Here is a 15,645-nt window from a genome sequence, read left to right as displayed (position 1 = left end):
AGTTAGCATTCACTAACTCCCTTTTTCTAGCCTAGATTATTAATCAATATCTGACGTTATCTATTTAATTAATAAGATATTAATGATCGTGAGCTTCACCTGCCCCTTTAGGGTAACGAATAGACTCAACCAGATCTTGCACATCTTGTGGTACTTCAGCGGTTACTTTATTCACTACAATCGAGACAATGAAGTTCAGACACATACCTAGCGTACCGATCCCTTCAGGGCTGATACCAAACCACCAGTTATCAGGTGTGCTTGCTGCAGGGTTAATGAATTTAAAGTAAACGATATAAGCGGTAGTGAATGCGACACCTGAAACCATACCTGCAATCGCCCCTTCTTTATTCATCTTCTTATAGAAAATACCTAAGATAATCGCAGGGAAGAAGGATGCGGCGGCTAAACCGAAGGAGAACGCAACCACCTGTGCAACAAAGCCTGGCGGATTAATCCCTAAGTAACCAGCACCAACGATGGCAACAACGGCGGCAAGTCGGGCGGCGAGCAACTCCTGTTTATCTGTCATATTTGGCTTAAAGCCTTTTTTCAATAAATCATGAGAGATAGAGGTCGATATTACCAGTAGTAGACCAGCAGCCGTTGATAATGCAGCAGCTAAGCCACCTGCAGCCAACAATGCAACAACCCAGTTTGGTAAATTTGCTAGTTCAGGTGATGCTAGAACGATGATATCTCGGTTGATGTCCATTTCATTACGTTCATCACCAGAATAGAACATTTTGCCATCACCGTTTTTATCTTCCCAACCGACTAGGCCAGTGTCTTCCCAGTTTTTATACCAGCTTGGAGCATCAGCAGCGGCAACCCCTTGGCTATCTGGACCATTAATGGTTTCAATCATATTTACACGAGCAAATGCGGCTACCGCAGGTGCAGTTGTGTATAGGAATGAGATAAATAGTAATGCCCAACCAGCAGAGATACGTGCGTCTTTAACACGAGGTACAGTGAAAAAACGAATGATTACATGAGGGAGACCCGCAGTACCTACCATAAGAGCCGCACAGATAAAGAAGACATCAACCATGCTCTTAGAGCCGTCAGTATATGGCGTAAAGCCAAGTTCAGTGGTTAATCCATCCAACTTATCTAATAAGTAGACTTCTGAACCAGTAACGGTTGAGCCCATACCTATTTGAGGGAATACATTACCAGTCATCATGATTGAGGTGAAAACCGCAGGAACAAGGAAGGCGAAAATGAGGACACAGAATTGAGCAACCTGCGTATAAGTGATGCCTTTCATGCCACCTAGTACCGCATAGAAAAATACGATACCCATACCAATGATGATACCGATATTAATATCAACTTCTAGGAATCGAGAGAATACAACGCCCACACCACGCATTTGTCCTGCCACATAAGTGAAAGAGACAAAGATGGCACAGAAAACCGCCACCATACGAGCAGTTCGAGAATAGTAACGCTCACCGATAAAATCTGGCACGGTGAACTTACCAAATTTACGTAGATAAGGCGCAAGACAAAGCGCTAATAACACATAGCCGCCGGTCCAACCCATAAGATATACAGCGCCATCATAACCAACAAAGGAAATGATACCCGCCATTGAAATAAACGATGCTGCCGACATCCAGTCAGCGGCTGTTGCCATGCCATTGGCAATAGGGTGAACGCCCCCGCCCGCGACATAGAATTCACTGGTTGATCCAGCGCGAGCCCATATCGCAATACCGATATAAAGGGTAAAAGTGATACCTACTAATATAAACGTCCAAGTTTGGATATCCATGCTAATTCCTCTAGTCTTCTTGTACGTTGTATTTTTTATCTAGTGCATTCATGCGTGCAACGTAGATAAAGATCAGTGCCACAAAGGTATAAATTGAACCTTGTTGTGCAAACCAGAACCCCAATTTGAATCCTCCAAATTGAAATGCATTAAGTGCATCAACAAATAATATCCCTGCGCCATATGAGACTAAGAACCAGATCGTGAGCAGTCCGCCCATGATCCCTAGATTTTCCTTCCAATAGGCTTGTGCTTGTTCTTTTGTTTCGAACGCCATAGCCAGCTCCTTTTTAATGTTAAAAATATGTAACCAAAAAGAGATTAGCAGTGAGAAGAGAAGAAAACAGTGCAACTTTAGTCGAGCAGATAAAGAAAAACGCCCAAAATATGAGCGTTTTATGTGAAGTGGATAGCTTTTTTATTATGTTGATATTATGTTAATTAATACCAAGGTCTAAGACTTTATAAAGGACTAAAAGTAAAAGTTCTTAATCCCAAGAAGTAAATTATTGACAGCAACCGCCGCTAGAATTAACCCCATCACGCGGCTAATAATAGCAGCACCGACGTTACCAATTATCTTATGGATAAATGTTGCGCCAAGTAATAAGCATAACGTAATGACGAGAACCACAATCATTACTGCAGCGGTAATTGATTGATCTAAAAAAGAATAACGAGAATTATCTGTCAGCATAACAATAGCCATCATGGCACCAGGCGATGCAATTGACGGAATAGCTAAAGGATAAACGGCTAAATCAGCCAGGTCTGAATGACTTAGCTCTTCACTCATTTTCTGTTCTTGGTCTGGCTTGCTCTCACCAAAAATCATAGTAAGAGCAAAGATTAACAGAACTAATCCACCAGCGACTTGAAAGGCTGGTAGAGGAATTTGCATGGCTTCTAAGAGGAGTTGCCCAATAACAAGGAAAAATAAAAGTACAGCAGTCGCGATCGCAACGGCTTTAAGTGCCACTACTTTACGCTGCTTGGCGGTTAGGTGCTGAGTTTGTGAAAGATAGACAGGAACGGATCCAATAGGATCAATGACCGCCCAAAGAACAACAAATTGAGTGATGAGGATGCTTATCATGGGTTCTCCCAGAGGTTAGGTTACGCAGAGGGATTAAAATAATGAGTGGGTAACCTAACTGATTTTAACGGCTAGAGTGTTATATCAAGGTTAACTTTCCGTTTGTTGCAACAAAATAACCGCTTGAGTACGATTTTTAACGCCCAATTTTCTAAATATTGCCGTCATGTGTGCTTTTATCGTGGCTTCTGATACTTCTAAATCATAGGCGATTTGTTTATTGAGTAAGCCGTCAGATAGCATGCCAAGCACCTTATATTGCTGAGGGGTAAGGGCTGCTATTTTTGTCGCTAAATCATCACAAGCTGCTGAGTTTTTTATTGAGCCTTCTGGAAAATAGGAATCACCAGCAAGAATTTGGTTTAAGGCCGCAATGAGTGATTTCATGTCACTGGATTTAGGAATAAAACCGAAAGCGCCATGGCTTTTGACTTGAGAAACAATACTGGCTTCTTCACTGGCCGAGACAACAACAATAGGCAGATCTGGATATTGAGAGCGAAGCTGTATTAATCCAGACATTCCGTTACTGCCGGGCATTTTTAAATCCAATAGGAGTAAATCAGGATCAGGCTCTTTGTTTAATACCGCGAATAAGCCTTCAAGAGAATCCGCTTCAAGTAAATTAGCCCCACTGATCGCCATATGAATAGATTGAAAAAGTGCATTGCGAAATAAGGGATGGTCATCCGCAATAATAATAGTGTAGTTGTCGTCCATAGCTACAAAATTCCTTATAAGTTATAAAGCAAAATTAACATCTTACTTTCTCTTGAGCAATTTTTAGGCGCTAAAGTCTGCGCTGCCTCTCTTACTTATTAGTGGTTTGCAGGAAAAATAATGATATTGAGGATCTTATTATTTAAAACGAATTAATTTCTTGCTATAGACAATCGAATGAAACGAAACTAAACTTCTTTCAAATCGAAACTTATTGAGTTTGTTATGTCAAAAAGAAACACTAAACAACGCCGCCATATGATCCTTTCTCTATTAACGGAGCAAGGTGAGGTGAGTGTTGAATCTCTCTCTGATTTGTTTGATATATCAGAAGTTACCATCAGAAAAGACCTAACAGAATTAGAAAAAAATGGGTTACTGATGCGTAAATATGGCGGCGCAGTTTTAATGCCATCAAATATCATTCAAGAAGATAGCTGTGAAGAAGTTTCGAAACGAAAGTTATCTATTGCTACTGCCGCCGTTGAACTGATTAAAGATCATAATCGGATCATTATTGATAGTGGCAGTACAACAGCAGCATTAATTAATCAATTATCGAAACGAAATGGCTTAGTTGTAATGACCAACTCATTACCTGTTGCTAATGCACTGCAAGAAATTGAAAACGAACCAACGTTATTGATGACAGGTGGAACATGGGACAGTCACTCTGATTCATTTCAAGGTCAAGTGGCCGAATCGGTTTTAAGATCCTATGATTTTGATCAGCTGTTCATTGGTGCTGATGGGATTGATTTGGAACGCGGAACAACCACATTTAATGAATTAGTGGGTTTAAGCCGCGTGATGTCTGAAGTGGCTCGTGAAGTTATTTTAATGGTGGAATCTGAAAAAATTGGTCGAAAAATCCCTAACGTTGAATTGCCATGGGACAGCATTGATGTGTTGATCACCAATAATGATTTAAGCCAAGAACAACAACAGAAAATTGAATCACATAATGTACGAGTCATCAGAGCTCAGTGATTTAATTTATACGATACCGCTGACATTTTTGCTGCCGATCAGCGGTTATTTATAACTTAAGAAGCAATAAGAGGCTTCTTAAAACCTAGAATTTAAAATTAGAATAATTGGAGTATTGCCATGTGTGGGATCGTAGGTGCAGTTGCACAAAGAGATGTAGCTGAAATTTTAGTTGAAGGATTACGTCGTTTAGAATATCGCGGCTACGATTCTGCAGGGGTTGCGGTTGTTGATGCAGACAGTAACTACACTCGTTTACGTCGTTTGGGTAAAGTAAAAGAACTGGCGAATGCAGTAGAAGAATCTCATGTCGTTGGCGGTACAGGCATCGCTCATACCCGTTGGGCAACTCATGGTGAGCCTTCTGAAATTAATGCGCACCCTCATGTCTCTGGTGATATTACGATTGTTCATAATGGCATTATTGAAAACCATGAAACATTGCGTTCTTTATTGCAAGAGCGTGGTTATGTTTTTGAATCTCAAACCGATACTGAAGTGATTGCTCATTTAGTTGAATGGGAGCTACGTACTTCAGATTCATTAATTGAAGCAGTACAAAAAACAGCAAAACAATTAGATGGTGCTTACGGTACTGTGGTTATGGATCGTCGTGATCCAGAACGTCTTGTTGTTGCTCGTTCTGGTAGCCCAATTGTGATTGGCCGTGGTGTTGGTGAAAACTTCTTGGCTTCTGATCAACTTGCCTTACTTAATGTGACTCGTCGCTTTATGTATCTTGAAGAAGGTGATGTTGCAGAGATCACTCGTCGTGATGTGGTGGTTTTCGATGCCCGCGGTGAACGAGTAGAGCGTGAAATAACAGAATCAAATGCTGAGCACGATGCGGGTGATAAAGGGCAATATCGTCACTTTATGCAAAAAGAAGTATTTGAGCAGCCAAAAGCGTTAATTAATACCATGGAAGGCCGCATTACCAATGACTCTGTTGTGACTGAAAGTATTGGTGTTAACGCGGTTGAGATACTAAATAAAGTAGAACATGTACAAATTATTGCTTGTGGTACCTCTTACAATGCAGGCATGACGGCTCGTTATTGGTTTGAATCATTGGCGGGCGTGAGTTGTGATGTCGAAATCGCCTCTGAATTCCGTTACCGTAAATTTGTGACGCGTCCAAATAGCTTATTGATCACTTTATCTCAATCAGGTGAAACGGCAGATACCTTAGCAGCACTTCGTTTAGCCAAAGAGCGTGGCTACATGGGCGCAATGACAGTATGTAACGTGGCAGGCTCATCTCTGGTTCGTGAATCTGATTTTGCTTTCATGACACGTGCAGGAACTGAGATTGGCGTTGCATCAACGAAAGCCTTTACCACACAACTTGCCGCGTTATTGATGTTAGTTACGGCATTAGGTAAACAGCAAAACCGTATCTCAAAAGAAAAAGAAAAAGAGATCGTAGAAGCCTTGCATGCATTGCCTGCTCAAATCGAACAAGCGTTATCGTTTGATAAAGAGATTGAAGCGTTAGCCCCAGACTTTGCAGACAAACAACACACGCTATTTTTAGGGCGTGGTGAGTTTTATCCAATTGCCGTTGAAGCCTCTCTGAAACTTAAAGAAATCTCTTATATTCACGCTGAAGCTTATGCCGCCGGTGAATTAAAACATGGCCCATTAGCATTAATTGATGCTGACATGCCAGTGGTTGTGGTTGCACCAACCAATGATTTATTAGAGAAACTAAAATCAAACGTAGAAGAAGTGCGTGCTCGTGGTGGTTTACTTTATGTATTTGCTGATGAACAAGCAGGTTTTGAAGCGGATGAGAACATGAAGATCATCAAGATGCCTCACGTAAGTGAAGTAACAGCACCTATCTACTACACAGTACCGATGCAGTTACTTTCGTACCATGTTGCCTTAATTAAAGGGACGGATGTCGATCAACCTCGTAACCTAGCGAAAGCGGTAACGGTAGAGTAATTTTGTTAAGTCGACCCCACTAACGGGTAAATACAAAAATATAATTCGAATGGCGATATCCAATGATGGGTATCGCCATTTTTTATTTAATATTTTGTTTTTGAATGACTTTTAGCCATACTTACCGTATTACCTATGCTCAGCTTCTTAAATATGGATGTTTATGATGCGTTTTATCTCATGGAAACACTGCACACTTATTAGTTTTCTGACTTCCTTTTCTTCTCTCGCGGTTGAGTTTACTGATCCCATTGATGGGAATCTCGATATGGGGGAGTATCTTGCTGAAAATGCGTATGGTTTTCTGCCGGTACCTATTTTAATTACGGAACCAGCCCTTGGTTATGGTTTTGGTTTTGCTGGTGTGTTTTTACATGAGTCCGATGCTCAAAGAGAAAAACGTAAGCAGTTAGCTGCAACATCATTAGACGGTGGCGCTCAGTTATTAACTCCTGCGATTACCATTGCTGGTGGCTTTGCAACAGAGAATGGTACATGGATGGGGTTTATAGGGCACAGAAGAACGTGGAATAAAGATTCTATCCGTTATACGGGAGGGTTAGCTTATGGCGATATGAATATGACGTTTTATCGCCAAGATAATAAATCCGGGGCACTTAGCCCTATTGCTGAAAATAGTGGTGTGGAGTTTGGAATGAATGGCGGCGGTGGAATGCAGCAGCTTCAGTTTCGAGTTGAGGATACGCCGTTGTTTATTGGGGTCGTGCAGAAATATTTTCAGCCAGAGTTAAGTATTAATAGTTACCCAAAAGCCGATGAAATTTTAAATCGATTAGGGAATACAACGCCAACAGCATCAGGTGTTGGTTTTTTGATGGAATATGATAGTAAGAATAATTTTTTAAATCCAACAGAAGGGCTTAACTACACGGTTGAATATCTTTGGTTTCGGGATGATATTGGCAGTGACTACGACTTTGATACTTTTAATGTGAAAGGTCATCATTATTGGACGTTAAGCCCACAATGGTCTTTAGCATTTAGAGGCTACTATAAATCGTTGTTCACTGATGAAACCGTGTTACCTCCTCCTGCCTACCCTGATATTGAACTCCGGGGTATCGCAAGAAATAGATATCAAGGTGAGCAGACGCTATCGCTTGAAGGACAAGTTAATTATCAATGGACAACGCGTTGGTCAAGCAATCTATTTGCTGGATTGGGCTACGCATCCTCACACCATAATTCATTACTTAAAGAAGATGAACAATACGCTTACGGTGTCGGATTTCGCTATTTAATTGCTCGTCGCTATGGCATGAAAACAGGTATTGATTTAGCGTTTAGCGAAGAAGATACCGCGCTTTATTTCCAGGTTGGGATGGGAATATAGTGTTCATTATTTTAGCTAAATAGTGAAAGTAATAAGATTATAATCATAAAATGGCAGTCTATAATTGACTGCCATTTTATTTGTATCACTTTTTATCAGAAGTCGAATCGATATAACTTAAATACCAGCAGGTTTAAAGAAAGCCTTTAATCGCTTAGTTATCATTAATCGTGAAACGGTAAACATACCCGTTACTGTTCTCTGGTGTAGGCGGAAAATAGTATCGTATAAACGACGAATCAATCGACCTTGTAATACTAATTTCCCTTCTAAACGCGTACCTGGAGCAAAGGTACCAACGGCAAAGTGATGACCTACAGCAACCACCATACCACCGTCTTGGAAGGTAAAATCAGTTAACTCTTTACCACGTAAATAACGACCTAAGCTTTTTGCTAAGTGAACAGCTGCACGGTTAGCCGCCTGCGCTTTTGGTGGTACAAAAGAACCATCAGATTGTGGAATAGCAGCACAATCGCCAATAGCAAAGATGCGAGGATCTTCTGTTGAGCTCAGATTTTGGTTTACGTTAATTTGGTTCATATGGTTGTAGCTTAAGTTCCCAATCCCATTTAGCCAATCAGGTACTTTTACACCAGCGGCCCAGAATTGAATATTGGCACCCAAGAATTTATCAGTATTGGTTCTCATTCCATTAGTCGTTACTTCACTAATACGAGTTTCAAGTAATACATTGACACCGCTTTTCTCTAGTTCTTTTAATACTTTGTCAGACATTTTTTGTGGACTATTTGGTAGAACTCGATGCGCTGCTTCAATCAAATTAATGTTTAAAGATGAGGCGTTATAACGTTTTAGTTTTTTACTTACTCGAGCTAATTCTGCTGACAGCTCTACGCCTGTTGCACCTGCACCAACTATATTAATAGTGCTGTTTTTACCTTCACGTAATATTTGACTAATTTGGTTCCACGCCTGGCGAGCTTGTCCTGCTGAATCTAAAAATAAACAGTTATCTTGAGCGCCTAAGGTATTAAAATCATTACTGATTGCACCAATAGCAACCACAAGATAATCATAACTTAGGCCTGATTTTGTACCATCAGGGCGACGAACGAAGAGGGTTTGATTTTCACGATCGATATCTGTCATTGCCCCTTGGTAATGTTGATAGCCATGGTGAGCACCGTGAGTAAAATAACAGACCGAATCTAAATCACTATCGAACGTACCTGCAGCGATTTCATGTAAACGAGGTTTCCAATAATGATGTGTTTCTGGTTCAACTAAAATGATTTCATCTTGTTTACGGGTTGATTTAGTTAATAGGGTTGATAATTCTAGGCCAGCAGCGCCACCACCAACCACAATGATTCGGGACATAATTTTTACTCACATAATATAAACTTTGAAATCAATTCAAAGCGTTGGCAAAGGCCGGAATGTATTATTTAACAGAGTATTTAAATAGTGCACTCTGCTTGGATGTGAGCATTATATTTATTTCTTAAACCGTGATAATAGCCATAAAAAGAAAATCACTTTTACTAATACGTAATAGTTGGCAGTTTGTTTGAATTACATTATTCGATGGTGTTTTTTTTCTGCTCTTTTTCTTTATACATAGAGGCATCAGCATTCATGAACATGTCTTTTAGTGAGGTTGTTGAGTTATGGGATTCAAGGTGCAGGCCAATACTGATGCTACTGATATTTAGACCTGGCTGGTGTTGTGTTTTCTTTTGGTAACGCTGACGAATGCGTAATGAAAGGGCATTTAATTCAGTTTCTTGTTCTTTATTTAATAACGTTAAGACAATAAATTCATCGCCACCCGTACGAGCGATAAGATCTGACTCTCTGACTTCGCTTTTTAGAATATCTGCCAAGACTTGAATGCATTGATCTCCAGTTGAGTGACCAAAATTATCATTTACTTGTTTTAGGTTATCAATATCAAGATAAAGAATACCAATAGTTTTTTGGTATCGTTTTGCATCTTTTCGTTTTTGCTTACCTAAAACGTCTAAACCGCGACGATTAAGTAGATCTGTCATTGAATCGGTCAGGGCCATTTGTTTATGTTGTTCAGCTTCGTATGCCATTTTTAAGTCAGCAGTGATGAGCTTTGAAAGGTGAAGTAATAGTTTAATTAATGCATTTTTATAATTGGTATGTTTTGTATCTATCGCACAAACAGTCCCATAAATAGAACCATCAGGGTGAAAGACGGGAACTCCACAATATGATCTTACAGGGCCATTCTCAACCGCGGGTGCATTTATCCAATATTCACTCTCTAATGCATTCGGAACGTATAGCTCTTTACCTGTTTCAACAATCGTACGACAAAAACTTTTACTGTCACTAGACCATTGAGAGCCTTGATGAAGAAAGTTTGTGTCATTATTACTGCTTACAAGAGTATGAAAAGAACGGCCTGTAAATTCGATAATAGCACCACAATCAGCATCAAAAATATCAACAATTAAATCTGCAAGTTCTTGCCATTTTGATAGGTCAATAATGTTATCTTGTGAATCAAAACGAGAAGTCAAAAATGCTGTCATACGCACATCCATGTAAAGCGATTATTATTTGAACTTTATATAGTTATAAAACTATCACTATTTAATATTAATTTCTTTGAATTAACTTTAAAACCACACTATTTATCTTTTAGTTTAGGAAAGTGATTGCTGAAGCGCTATTTTTTGTTTTATTTTTCTTATATGAATCTTTTATGACACTTAGTTTTCTATCCTTGATCTTTCCCATTTTTTATCTATTATATATGGAAATGCATATATCCATATTTAAGGCTTTTTATGTTACCTCATCAATTTTTCAAACTGCTGTCTGATGAAACGCGCATGCGCTGTCTGTTACTTATCGCTCGTGAAAGTCGTTTATGCGTAAATCAACTGACAGAAGCATTAGATGAAAGCCAACCGAAGATCTCACGTCATTTAGCTTTGCTACGTCAATCAGGTGTATTGGTTGATACGCGTGAAGGTCAGTGGGTGTATTACCAAATCAGCACCGAATTACCAGGCTGGTTAAACAAAATTATAGAGGGTTTGAAGCAATCGAATTGTTTGCAAGCTCAATACAAAAAAGACACTGATAAATTAAACGCAATGAAAGTGTGTTGCTAAATTAAGGATTAAGACGATGACAATTAAAGTAGGTATTAACGGTTTTGGCCGCATTGGACGCTTAGCATTAAGAGCGGCATTTGATTGGCCTGAACTGGAGTTTGTACAAATCAATGATGTGGCAGGAGATACCCATACATTGGCGCATTTACTTGAGTTTGATTCAATTCAAGGGCGTTGGAGGCATGAAGTGACTACTGATGGAAGTATTATGATCATCGGTGACCAAAAGCTTAAAACCACGCAAGAAAAAGACATCGACGCGGTTGATTGGTCAGGTTGTGATGTTGTGATTGAAGCGACGGGCGTGCACCGTAAGCGCGTATTTTTAGATAAATACTTAGCACAAGGTGTTAAGCGAGTAGTTGTCTCTGCTCCGGTCAAAGAAGAAGGCGTTGCGAACATTGTAGTTGGTGTGAACGACGATATTTTTGACCCAGCTGTTCACCAAATTGTGACTGCAGCATCTTGTACAACCAACTGCCTCGCTCCAATTGTTAAAGTTATCAATAAAGGGTTGGGTATCGAAAATGCAGCATTTACCACTATTCATGATTTGACCAATACACAAACCATTTTAGATGCTCCCCATAAAGACCTTCGCCGTGCACGTGCGTGTGGCATGAGTTTGATCCCAACAACAACAGGCTCTGCTAAAGCGATTGTAGAAATTTTCCCTGAGCTAAAAGATAAAATTGATGGTCATGCGGTACGCGTTCCTTTAGCTAATGCATCACTGACTGACATTATCTTTGAAGTAAAAAGAGACACCACGGTTGAAGAAGTAAATCAGTTATTAAAGGATGCAGCACAAGGTGATCTAAACGGTATTTTAGGATACGAAGAGCGTCCACTTGTATCGATTGATTACAAAGGCGACCAGCGCTCAACGATTGTGGATGCGCTATCTACTATGCTTGTGGGTAAGCGCATGGTGAAGATTTACGCTTGGTATGACAACGAAATGGGCTATGCAACTCGTACTGCTGAGTTGGTTCGTAACGTTGGTTTAGCTTAATATTAATGGCATTGTTTTAAGGAATCTAAAATGACACATCCTATTTGGGAACTACCGGTTACTGGCACTAATGGCGCATTAATTTTGACTCCGTGTCCGGGAACAAAAGGGGTTGAGTTAACGGCCTCATTAGAGCAATTAAAAGCACAAGGTGTTGAAGCGGTAGCAACGGCATTAAACCAAGATGAGTTAACAGAAAAAGGCGTAGGCTCTCTTGGTGAAGAAGTGCAACGTCTAGGCATGAAATGGTTTTATTTACCAATTGAAGACGATTGCGCACCGGGTGATGAGTTTGCAGCACAATGGAAATCAGCGACTCCTGAGCTGCAACAAGTATTAGAAAATAATGGCAAGGTAGCAATGCATTGTATGGGCGGGTCTGGTCGCACAGGTTTGCTTGCTGGGCATTTATTGTTGGACTTAGGTTGGGATCTGGATGTGATTAAGCAGCAGGTTCAAGCATTACGTCCAGGCGCTTTCACGAAGCCAGTACAAATTGAATATATTGATGCGCTTGCTAGCAAATAATCAATTTTAGATAAGGCCTCAGAAAGTGATTATCTTCTGGGGCTTTTTTATTTGAACGGATGAATTTTATGTTTTCTCAATTAAGTCATAGTGTACGACAGTACATGATAGTGACGTTCAATTACTGGAACTTCACTATTACCGATGGCGCATTACGCATGTTAGTGGTGCTCTATTTTCATGATTTAGGTTACAGCACCTTAGCCATTGCTTCGCTCTTTTTGTTTTATGAATTTTTTGGTGTGGTGACTAACTTAATTGGTGGTTGGCTTGGTGCACGTTTGGGGTTAAATAAAACCATGAACGTCGGTTTAGGGATGCAGGTATTTGCATTATTGATGCTTGCTGTGTCTACTGTGTGGCTAACTATCCCTTGGGTAATGGCGGCTCAAGCTCTTTCTGGTATCGCAAAAGATCTCAATAAAATGAGTGCTAAAAGTGCGATAAAAACATTAGTGCCAAGCGATCAAGAAGGAGCTCTCTACAAGTGGATTGCTATCTTAACGGGATCTAAAAATGCACTAAAAGGAGCGGGTTTCTTCTTAGGAGGGGTTCTACTTTCTACCATAGGATTTAAAGCGGCAGTTATCGCCATGGCTGTGGTTCTTTTTGTGGTATTGATTGGTAGTTTAGCTTTTCTTGATGGAGATATGGGTAAAGCCAAATCTAAGCCTAAATTTACACAGCTGTTTTCTAAATCGAGTGAGATCAACATTCTTTCCGCTGCGCGCTTATTTTTATTTGGTGCGAGAGATGTTTGGTTTGTGATCGCATTACCGATTTACTTAGGCACAACCTTTGGCTGGGACCATTCGTGGGTTGGTGGTTTTCTCGCTCTGTGGGTGATTGGTTATGGATTTGTACAAGGCTTCGCACCAAAAATAACAGGTAAAGCAGAAGGTAAAGTACCGGATGGACGCGCTGCAATGTGGTGGGCTGGCTTATTAACTCTGGTTACTGGGCTTATTGCCTATGGTGTGCAAATAGGGTGGCAAGCTCAATATGTTATCGTCATTGGATTATTAATCTTTGGTGCTGTGTTTGCGATTAACTCATCGCTACATTCTTATTTAATTGTCAGCTATGCCAAAGGTGATGGGGTGTCGATGGATGTTGGTTTTTATTATATGGCAAATGCGATGGGACGCTTAATTGGGACTATTTTATCGGGATTGGTATTTCAGATAGCAGGGCTAGCTGCCTGTTTATGGGTGTCGTTTGGGTTCTTGCTATTGGCTACGGTGATATCGATTAAGTTGCCTAAGAGATAAATTTTTGCAAAAAGAAAGCCGTTAAAATGGACTTTCTTTTTGTAATTCAGAACAAATATCTACAATAGCAAGTGAGAGTCCTGAACGGATCATTTGCTTTTGTCTATCGACTTGCATCTGATAAAAAATCAAATCAGTATCATCATTTAGCGGTAGTATTTCTAACTGCATCATTCCCATTCTTGTAATTAAATTAAGCTTGTTTATTGGGGTGATTATTTGAGGATCTGTGAATTGTACATCTTCCATTGCTGAATTAAGGGCATTGCGTATTTTAATGATGCCTTCAATATCATGATAGGTTTTATTCGGTAGAACACCTAAGCCAAAGAGCAGCTTTAAACGCACACTTAAATCACCCAGTGGGCCAGAATCTTGTAGTAAAGGACCAATTACAGATTGAACCGCAAAGTTATCTTTTTGGAAAATGCGCTGAATTAAACCGTCAATAGATTCATTTAGAATATCGACGGCAATAATAAAAAAACCACGCATTGATGGGGCGTTGTCTAATCGCTCAATAATGTAAGATTCATTAATTACTTCTGTCATAAAATAGCCATAAGAAGAGAGGCCGTCGCCTCTCTTATTTTTATTATTAGTTTAGTGCGTTGAATATTTTTTCAATTTCCATCGCTTCGATACCGTTTTCATCTAGCCCTGTGTAATGAGCTAATGTTGCTTTTAATCCTGACACTTTTAGATAATCTTGTAGTTCAACTGCTTGAGGGTCTGTTTCATTGACATATTTAAATGCAGCGGCAATACCTTTTAGTAATGTTTTGTTCTTGGTGCCATATTCTATTGTACCTAATAAGGGTTTGATTAAGCGATCATTTTCACCTAATTTACGAATTGGCTGGCGTGCAACACGATCAATCTCATCTCGTAAGTATGGATTCGCAAAGCGGCCTAGAATTTTTTCAATATAAGCAGCGTGTAATTCTTTATCAAAACCGTAGCGACGAATAAGTACTTCGCCACTTTCTTCCATTGCTGTTTTTACTTCAGCTCTAATTTCAGGATCTTGAATAGCATCACGTACAGTTTCATGGTCCTTTAACGCACCAAGATAAGCGGTGATACAGTGACCTGTATTTAAGGTGAAAAGCTTACGCTCAACAAACGCCATTAAGTTGTCTGTTTTTTCCATTCCTGCAATATTAGGTACGCCACCTTTGAATTGTTGTTCATCAACAATCCATTCACTGAAGCTTTCTACAGTCACTTCAAGTAAGTCGTCATTCGCCGCTTCTGACGGCGGAACAATACGGTCAACCGCAGAATCAACAAAACCAACTAGCTCATCACAACGGGCATGAAAAGATTCATCAAGATGAGAGTAGACTTCGTTTTTAAGGTGAGTGGTACCTCTAACCATATTTTCACAAGCAATGATATTCAGTGGTGAGCTATTGTTTGCTTCAAAACGCTTGGTTAAGCCTTTTGCGATGGTTTTCGCAATAATATTTAATACGTTAGGACCTACCGCGGTTGTTAGTAAATCGGTATGTACAATGCGGTCAATTACATCGGCACTTGCCGAATTTACAGCAGTTACGTGTGTAACTGTGTCTATTTGGCACTCAGAACCAACGACTTTCACTTTATATGATTGGTCATGAGATAGTTGATCAACTAATGGAGCATCAACGTCTGCAAATGTAACAGCGACGTTTGAATCAGAAAGAACTTTACCAATAAAACCACGACCGATATTGCCTGCGCCAAAATGTACTGCTTTCATAATAATTACCTTCAATTTGATATTAGGAGATAGATCAACCCTATAGGGGGAGAGCTGATCTATATT

15 protein-coding genes are annotated in these 15,645 nt (G+C 39.9%); 7 read left to right on the top strand and 8 right to left on the bottom strand.

Annotated features, from left to right (window positions below):
* Positions 1–79: 79 nt before the first annotated feature.
* From AC2INI_RS12530 to AC2INI_RS12515, 4 genes are all read right to left on the bottom strand, one after another.
* Entirely contained in the window at positions 80–1,783 is a 1,704-nt protein-coding gene (locus AC2INI_RS12530) for a sodium:solute symporter family protein (RefSeq protein WP_122033812.1), read from the bottom strand.
* Positions 1,784–1,793: 10 nt separating this feature from the next.
* Positions 1,794–2,060, bottom strand: a complete 267-nt coding sequence (locus AC2INI_RS12525) for a DUF4212 domain-containing protein (protein WP_122033811.1) — start codon at positions 2,058–2,060, stop codon at positions 1,794–1,796.
* Between the two features lie 195 nt (positions 2,061–2,255).
* A complete protein-coding gene (locus AC2INI_RS12520; RefSeq protein ID WP_122033810.1) occupies positions 2,256–2,879 on the bottom strand; it encodes a MarC family protein in 624 nt (207 codons plus the stop codon).
* A gap of 90 nt (positions 2,880–2,969) precedes the next feature.
* Complete coding sequence (locus AC2INI_RS12515; RefSeq protein ID WP_446702662.1) at positions 2,970–3,599, bottom strand: response regulator; 630 nt, start codon at positions 3,597–3,599, stop codon at positions 2,970–2,972.
* 225 nt (positions 3,600–3,824) lie between these two features.
* Between AC2INI_RS12515 and AC2INI_RS12510 the strand changes: the two genes are divergently transcribed.
* From AC2INI_RS12510 to AC2INI_RS12500, 3 genes are all read left to right on the top strand, one after another.
* On the top strand, positions 3,825–4,589 hold the full coding sequence (locus tag AC2INI_RS12510; RefSeq protein ID WP_122033808.1) for a DeoR/GlpR family DNA-binding transcription regulator: 765 nt from the start codon (positions 3,825–3,827) through the stop codon (positions 4,587–4,589).
* Positions 4,590–4,709: 120 nt separating this feature from the next.
* Entirely contained in the window at positions 4,710–6,542 is a 1,833-nt protein-coding gene (gene glmS, locus AC2INI_RS12505; protein WP_122033807.1) for a glutamine--fructose-6-phosphate transaminase (isomerizing), read from the top strand.
* A 166-nt stretch (positions 6,543–6,708) separates the two neighbouring features.
* A complete protein-coding gene (locus tag AC2INI_RS12500; RefSeq protein WP_486305732.1) occupies positions 6,709–7,896 on the top strand; it encodes a BamA/TamA family outer membrane protein in 1,188 nt (395 codons plus the stop codon).
* A gap of 117 nt (positions 7,897–8,013) precedes the next feature.
* Here AC2INI_RS12500 and AC2INI_RS12495 read toward each other — a convergent pair whose 3' ends face one another.
* Together AC2INI_RS12495 and AC2INI_RS12490 are read right to left on the bottom strand one after the other, a co-directional pair.
* Positions 8,014–9,240 carry an NAD(P)/FAD-dependent oxidoreductase gene (locus AC2INI_RS12495; protein WP_486304952.1) on the bottom strand — a complete coding sequence of 409 codons (1,227 nt, stop codon included), beginning with the start codon at positions 9,238–9,240 and terminating at the stop codon, positions 8,014–8,016.
* A gap of 200 nt (positions 9,241–9,440) precedes the next feature.
* On the bottom strand, positions 9,441–10,427 hold the full coding sequence (locus AC2INI_RS12490; protein ID WP_486304951.1) for a sensor domain-containing diguanylate cyclase: 987 nt from the start codon (positions 10,425–10,427) through the stop codon (positions 9,441–9,443).
* 258 nt (positions 10,428–10,685) lie between these two features.
* On the opposite strand from AC2INI_RS12490, the gene AC2INI_RS12485 reads away from it, so the two are divergent.
* The 4 genes from AC2INI_RS12485 to arsJ all read left to right on the top strand — a co-directional run bounded on the left by AC2INI_RS12485 (position 10,686) and on the right by arsJ (position 13,832).
* Entirely contained in the window at positions 10,686–11,015 is a 330-nt protein-coding gene (locus AC2INI_RS12485; protein WP_122033803.1) for a metalloregulator ArsR/SmtB family transcription factor, read from the top strand.
* Between the two features lie 16 nt (positions 11,016–11,031).
* Positions 11,032–12,033, top strand: a complete 1,002-nt coding sequence (locus tag AC2INI_RS12480) for an ArsJ-associated glyceraldehyde-3-phosphate dehydrogenase (RefSeq protein WP_486304950.1) — start codon at positions 11,032–11,034, stop codon at positions 12,031–12,033.
* A gap of 30 nt (positions 12,034–12,063) precedes the next feature.
* Entirely contained in the window at positions 12,064–12,561 is a 498-nt protein-coding gene (locus AC2INI_RS12475) for a phosphatase domain-containing putative toxin (protein WP_486304949.1), read from the top strand.
* Positions 12,562–12,629: 68 nt separating this feature from the next.
* Entirely contained in the window at positions 12,630–13,832 is a 1,203-nt protein-coding gene (gene arsJ / locus AC2INI_RS12470; protein WP_486304948.1) for an organoarsenical effux MFS transporter ArsJ, read from the top strand.
* Positions 13,833–13,853: 21 nt separating this feature from the next.
* On the opposite strand, the gene AC2INI_RS12465 is transcribed toward arsJ, so the two are convergent.
* Positions 13,854–14,384, bottom strand: coding sequence for an MltR family transcriptional regulator (locus AC2INI_RS12465; protein ID WP_122033799.1), 531 nt, complete (start codon positions 14,382–14,384; stop codon positions 13,854–13,856).
* A gap of 46 nt (positions 14,385–14,430) precedes the next feature.
* On the bottom strand, positions 14,431–15,579 hold the full coding sequence (locus tag AC2INI_RS12460; protein WP_486304947.1) for a mannitol-1-phosphate 5-dehydrogenase: 1,149 nt from the start codon (positions 15,577–15,579) through the stop codon (positions 14,431–14,433).
* Positions 15,580–15,645 lie beyond the last annotated feature (66 nt).

It is taken from the genome of Aliivibrio friggae, assembly GCF_057368515.1.
Note: the sequence above shows the minus strand (reverse complement) of the source record. Positions and strands in the feature narration are given on the sequence as shown.

What these genes read in the sequence shown, in the direction of transcription:
- AC2INI_RS12530 (WP_122033812.1), bottom strand. Translation starts at nt 1,783, where the DNA reads ATGGATATCCAAACTTGGACGTTTATATTAGTAGGTATCACTTTTACC.
- AC2INI_RS12525 (WP_122033811.1), bottom strand. Translation starts at nt 2,060, where the DNA reads ATGGCGTTCGAAACAAAAGAACAAGCACAAGCCTATTGGAAGGAAAAT.
- AC2INI_RS12520 (WP_122033810.1), bottom strand. Translation starts at nt 2,879, where the DNA reads ATGATAAGCATCCTCATCACTCAATTTGTTGTTCTTTGGGCGGTCATT.
- AC2INI_RS12515 (WP_446702662.1), bottom strand. Translation starts at nt 3,599, where the DNA reads ATGGACGACAACTACACTATTATTATTGCGGATGACCATCCCTTATTT.
- AC2INI_RS12510 (WP_122033808.1), top strand. Translation starts at nt 3,825, where the DNA reads ATGTCAAAAAGAAACACTAAACAACGCCGCCATATGATCCTTTCTCTA.
- glmS (WP_122033807.1), top strand. Translation starts at nt 4,710, where the DNA reads ATGTGTGGGATCGTAGGTGCAGTTGCACAAAGAGATGTAGCTGAAATT.
- AC2INI_RS12500 (WP_486305732.1), top strand. Translation starts at nt 6,709, where the DNA reads ATGCGTTTTATCTCATGGAAACACTGCACACTTATTAGTTTTCTGACT.
- AC2INI_RS12495 (WP_486304952.1), bottom strand. Translation starts at nt 9,240, where the DNA reads ATGTCCCGAATCATTGTGGTTGGTGGTGGCGCTGCTGGCCTAGAATTA.
- AC2INI_RS12490 (WP_486304951.1), bottom strand. Translation starts at nt 10,427, where the DNA reads ATGACAGCATTTTTGACTTCTCGTTTTGATTCACAAGATAACATTATT.
- AC2INI_RS12485 (WP_122033803.1), top strand. Translation starts at nt 10,686, where the DNA reads ATGTTACCTCATCAATTTTTCAAACTGCTGTCTGATGAAACGCGCATG.
- AC2INI_RS12480 (WP_486304950.1), top strand. Translation starts at nt 11,032, where the DNA reads ATGACAATTAAAGTAGGTATTAACGGTTTTGGCCGCATTGGACGCTTA.
- AC2INI_RS12475 (WP_486304949.1), top strand. Translation starts at nt 12,064, where the DNA reads ATGACACATCCTATTTGGGAACTACCGGTTACTGGCACTAATGGCGCA.
- arsJ (WP_486304948.1), top strand. Translation starts at nt 12,630, where the DNA reads ATGTTTTCTCAATTAAGTCATAGTGTACGACAGTACATGATAGTGACG.
- AC2INI_RS12465 (WP_122033799.1), bottom strand. Translation starts at nt 14,384, where the DNA reads ATGACAGAAGTAATTAATGAATCTTACATTATTGAGCGATTAGACAAC.
- AC2INI_RS12460 (WP_486304947.1), bottom strand. Translation starts at nt 15,579, where the DNA reads ATGAAAGCAGTACATTTTGGCGCAGGCAATATCGGTCGTGGTTTTATT.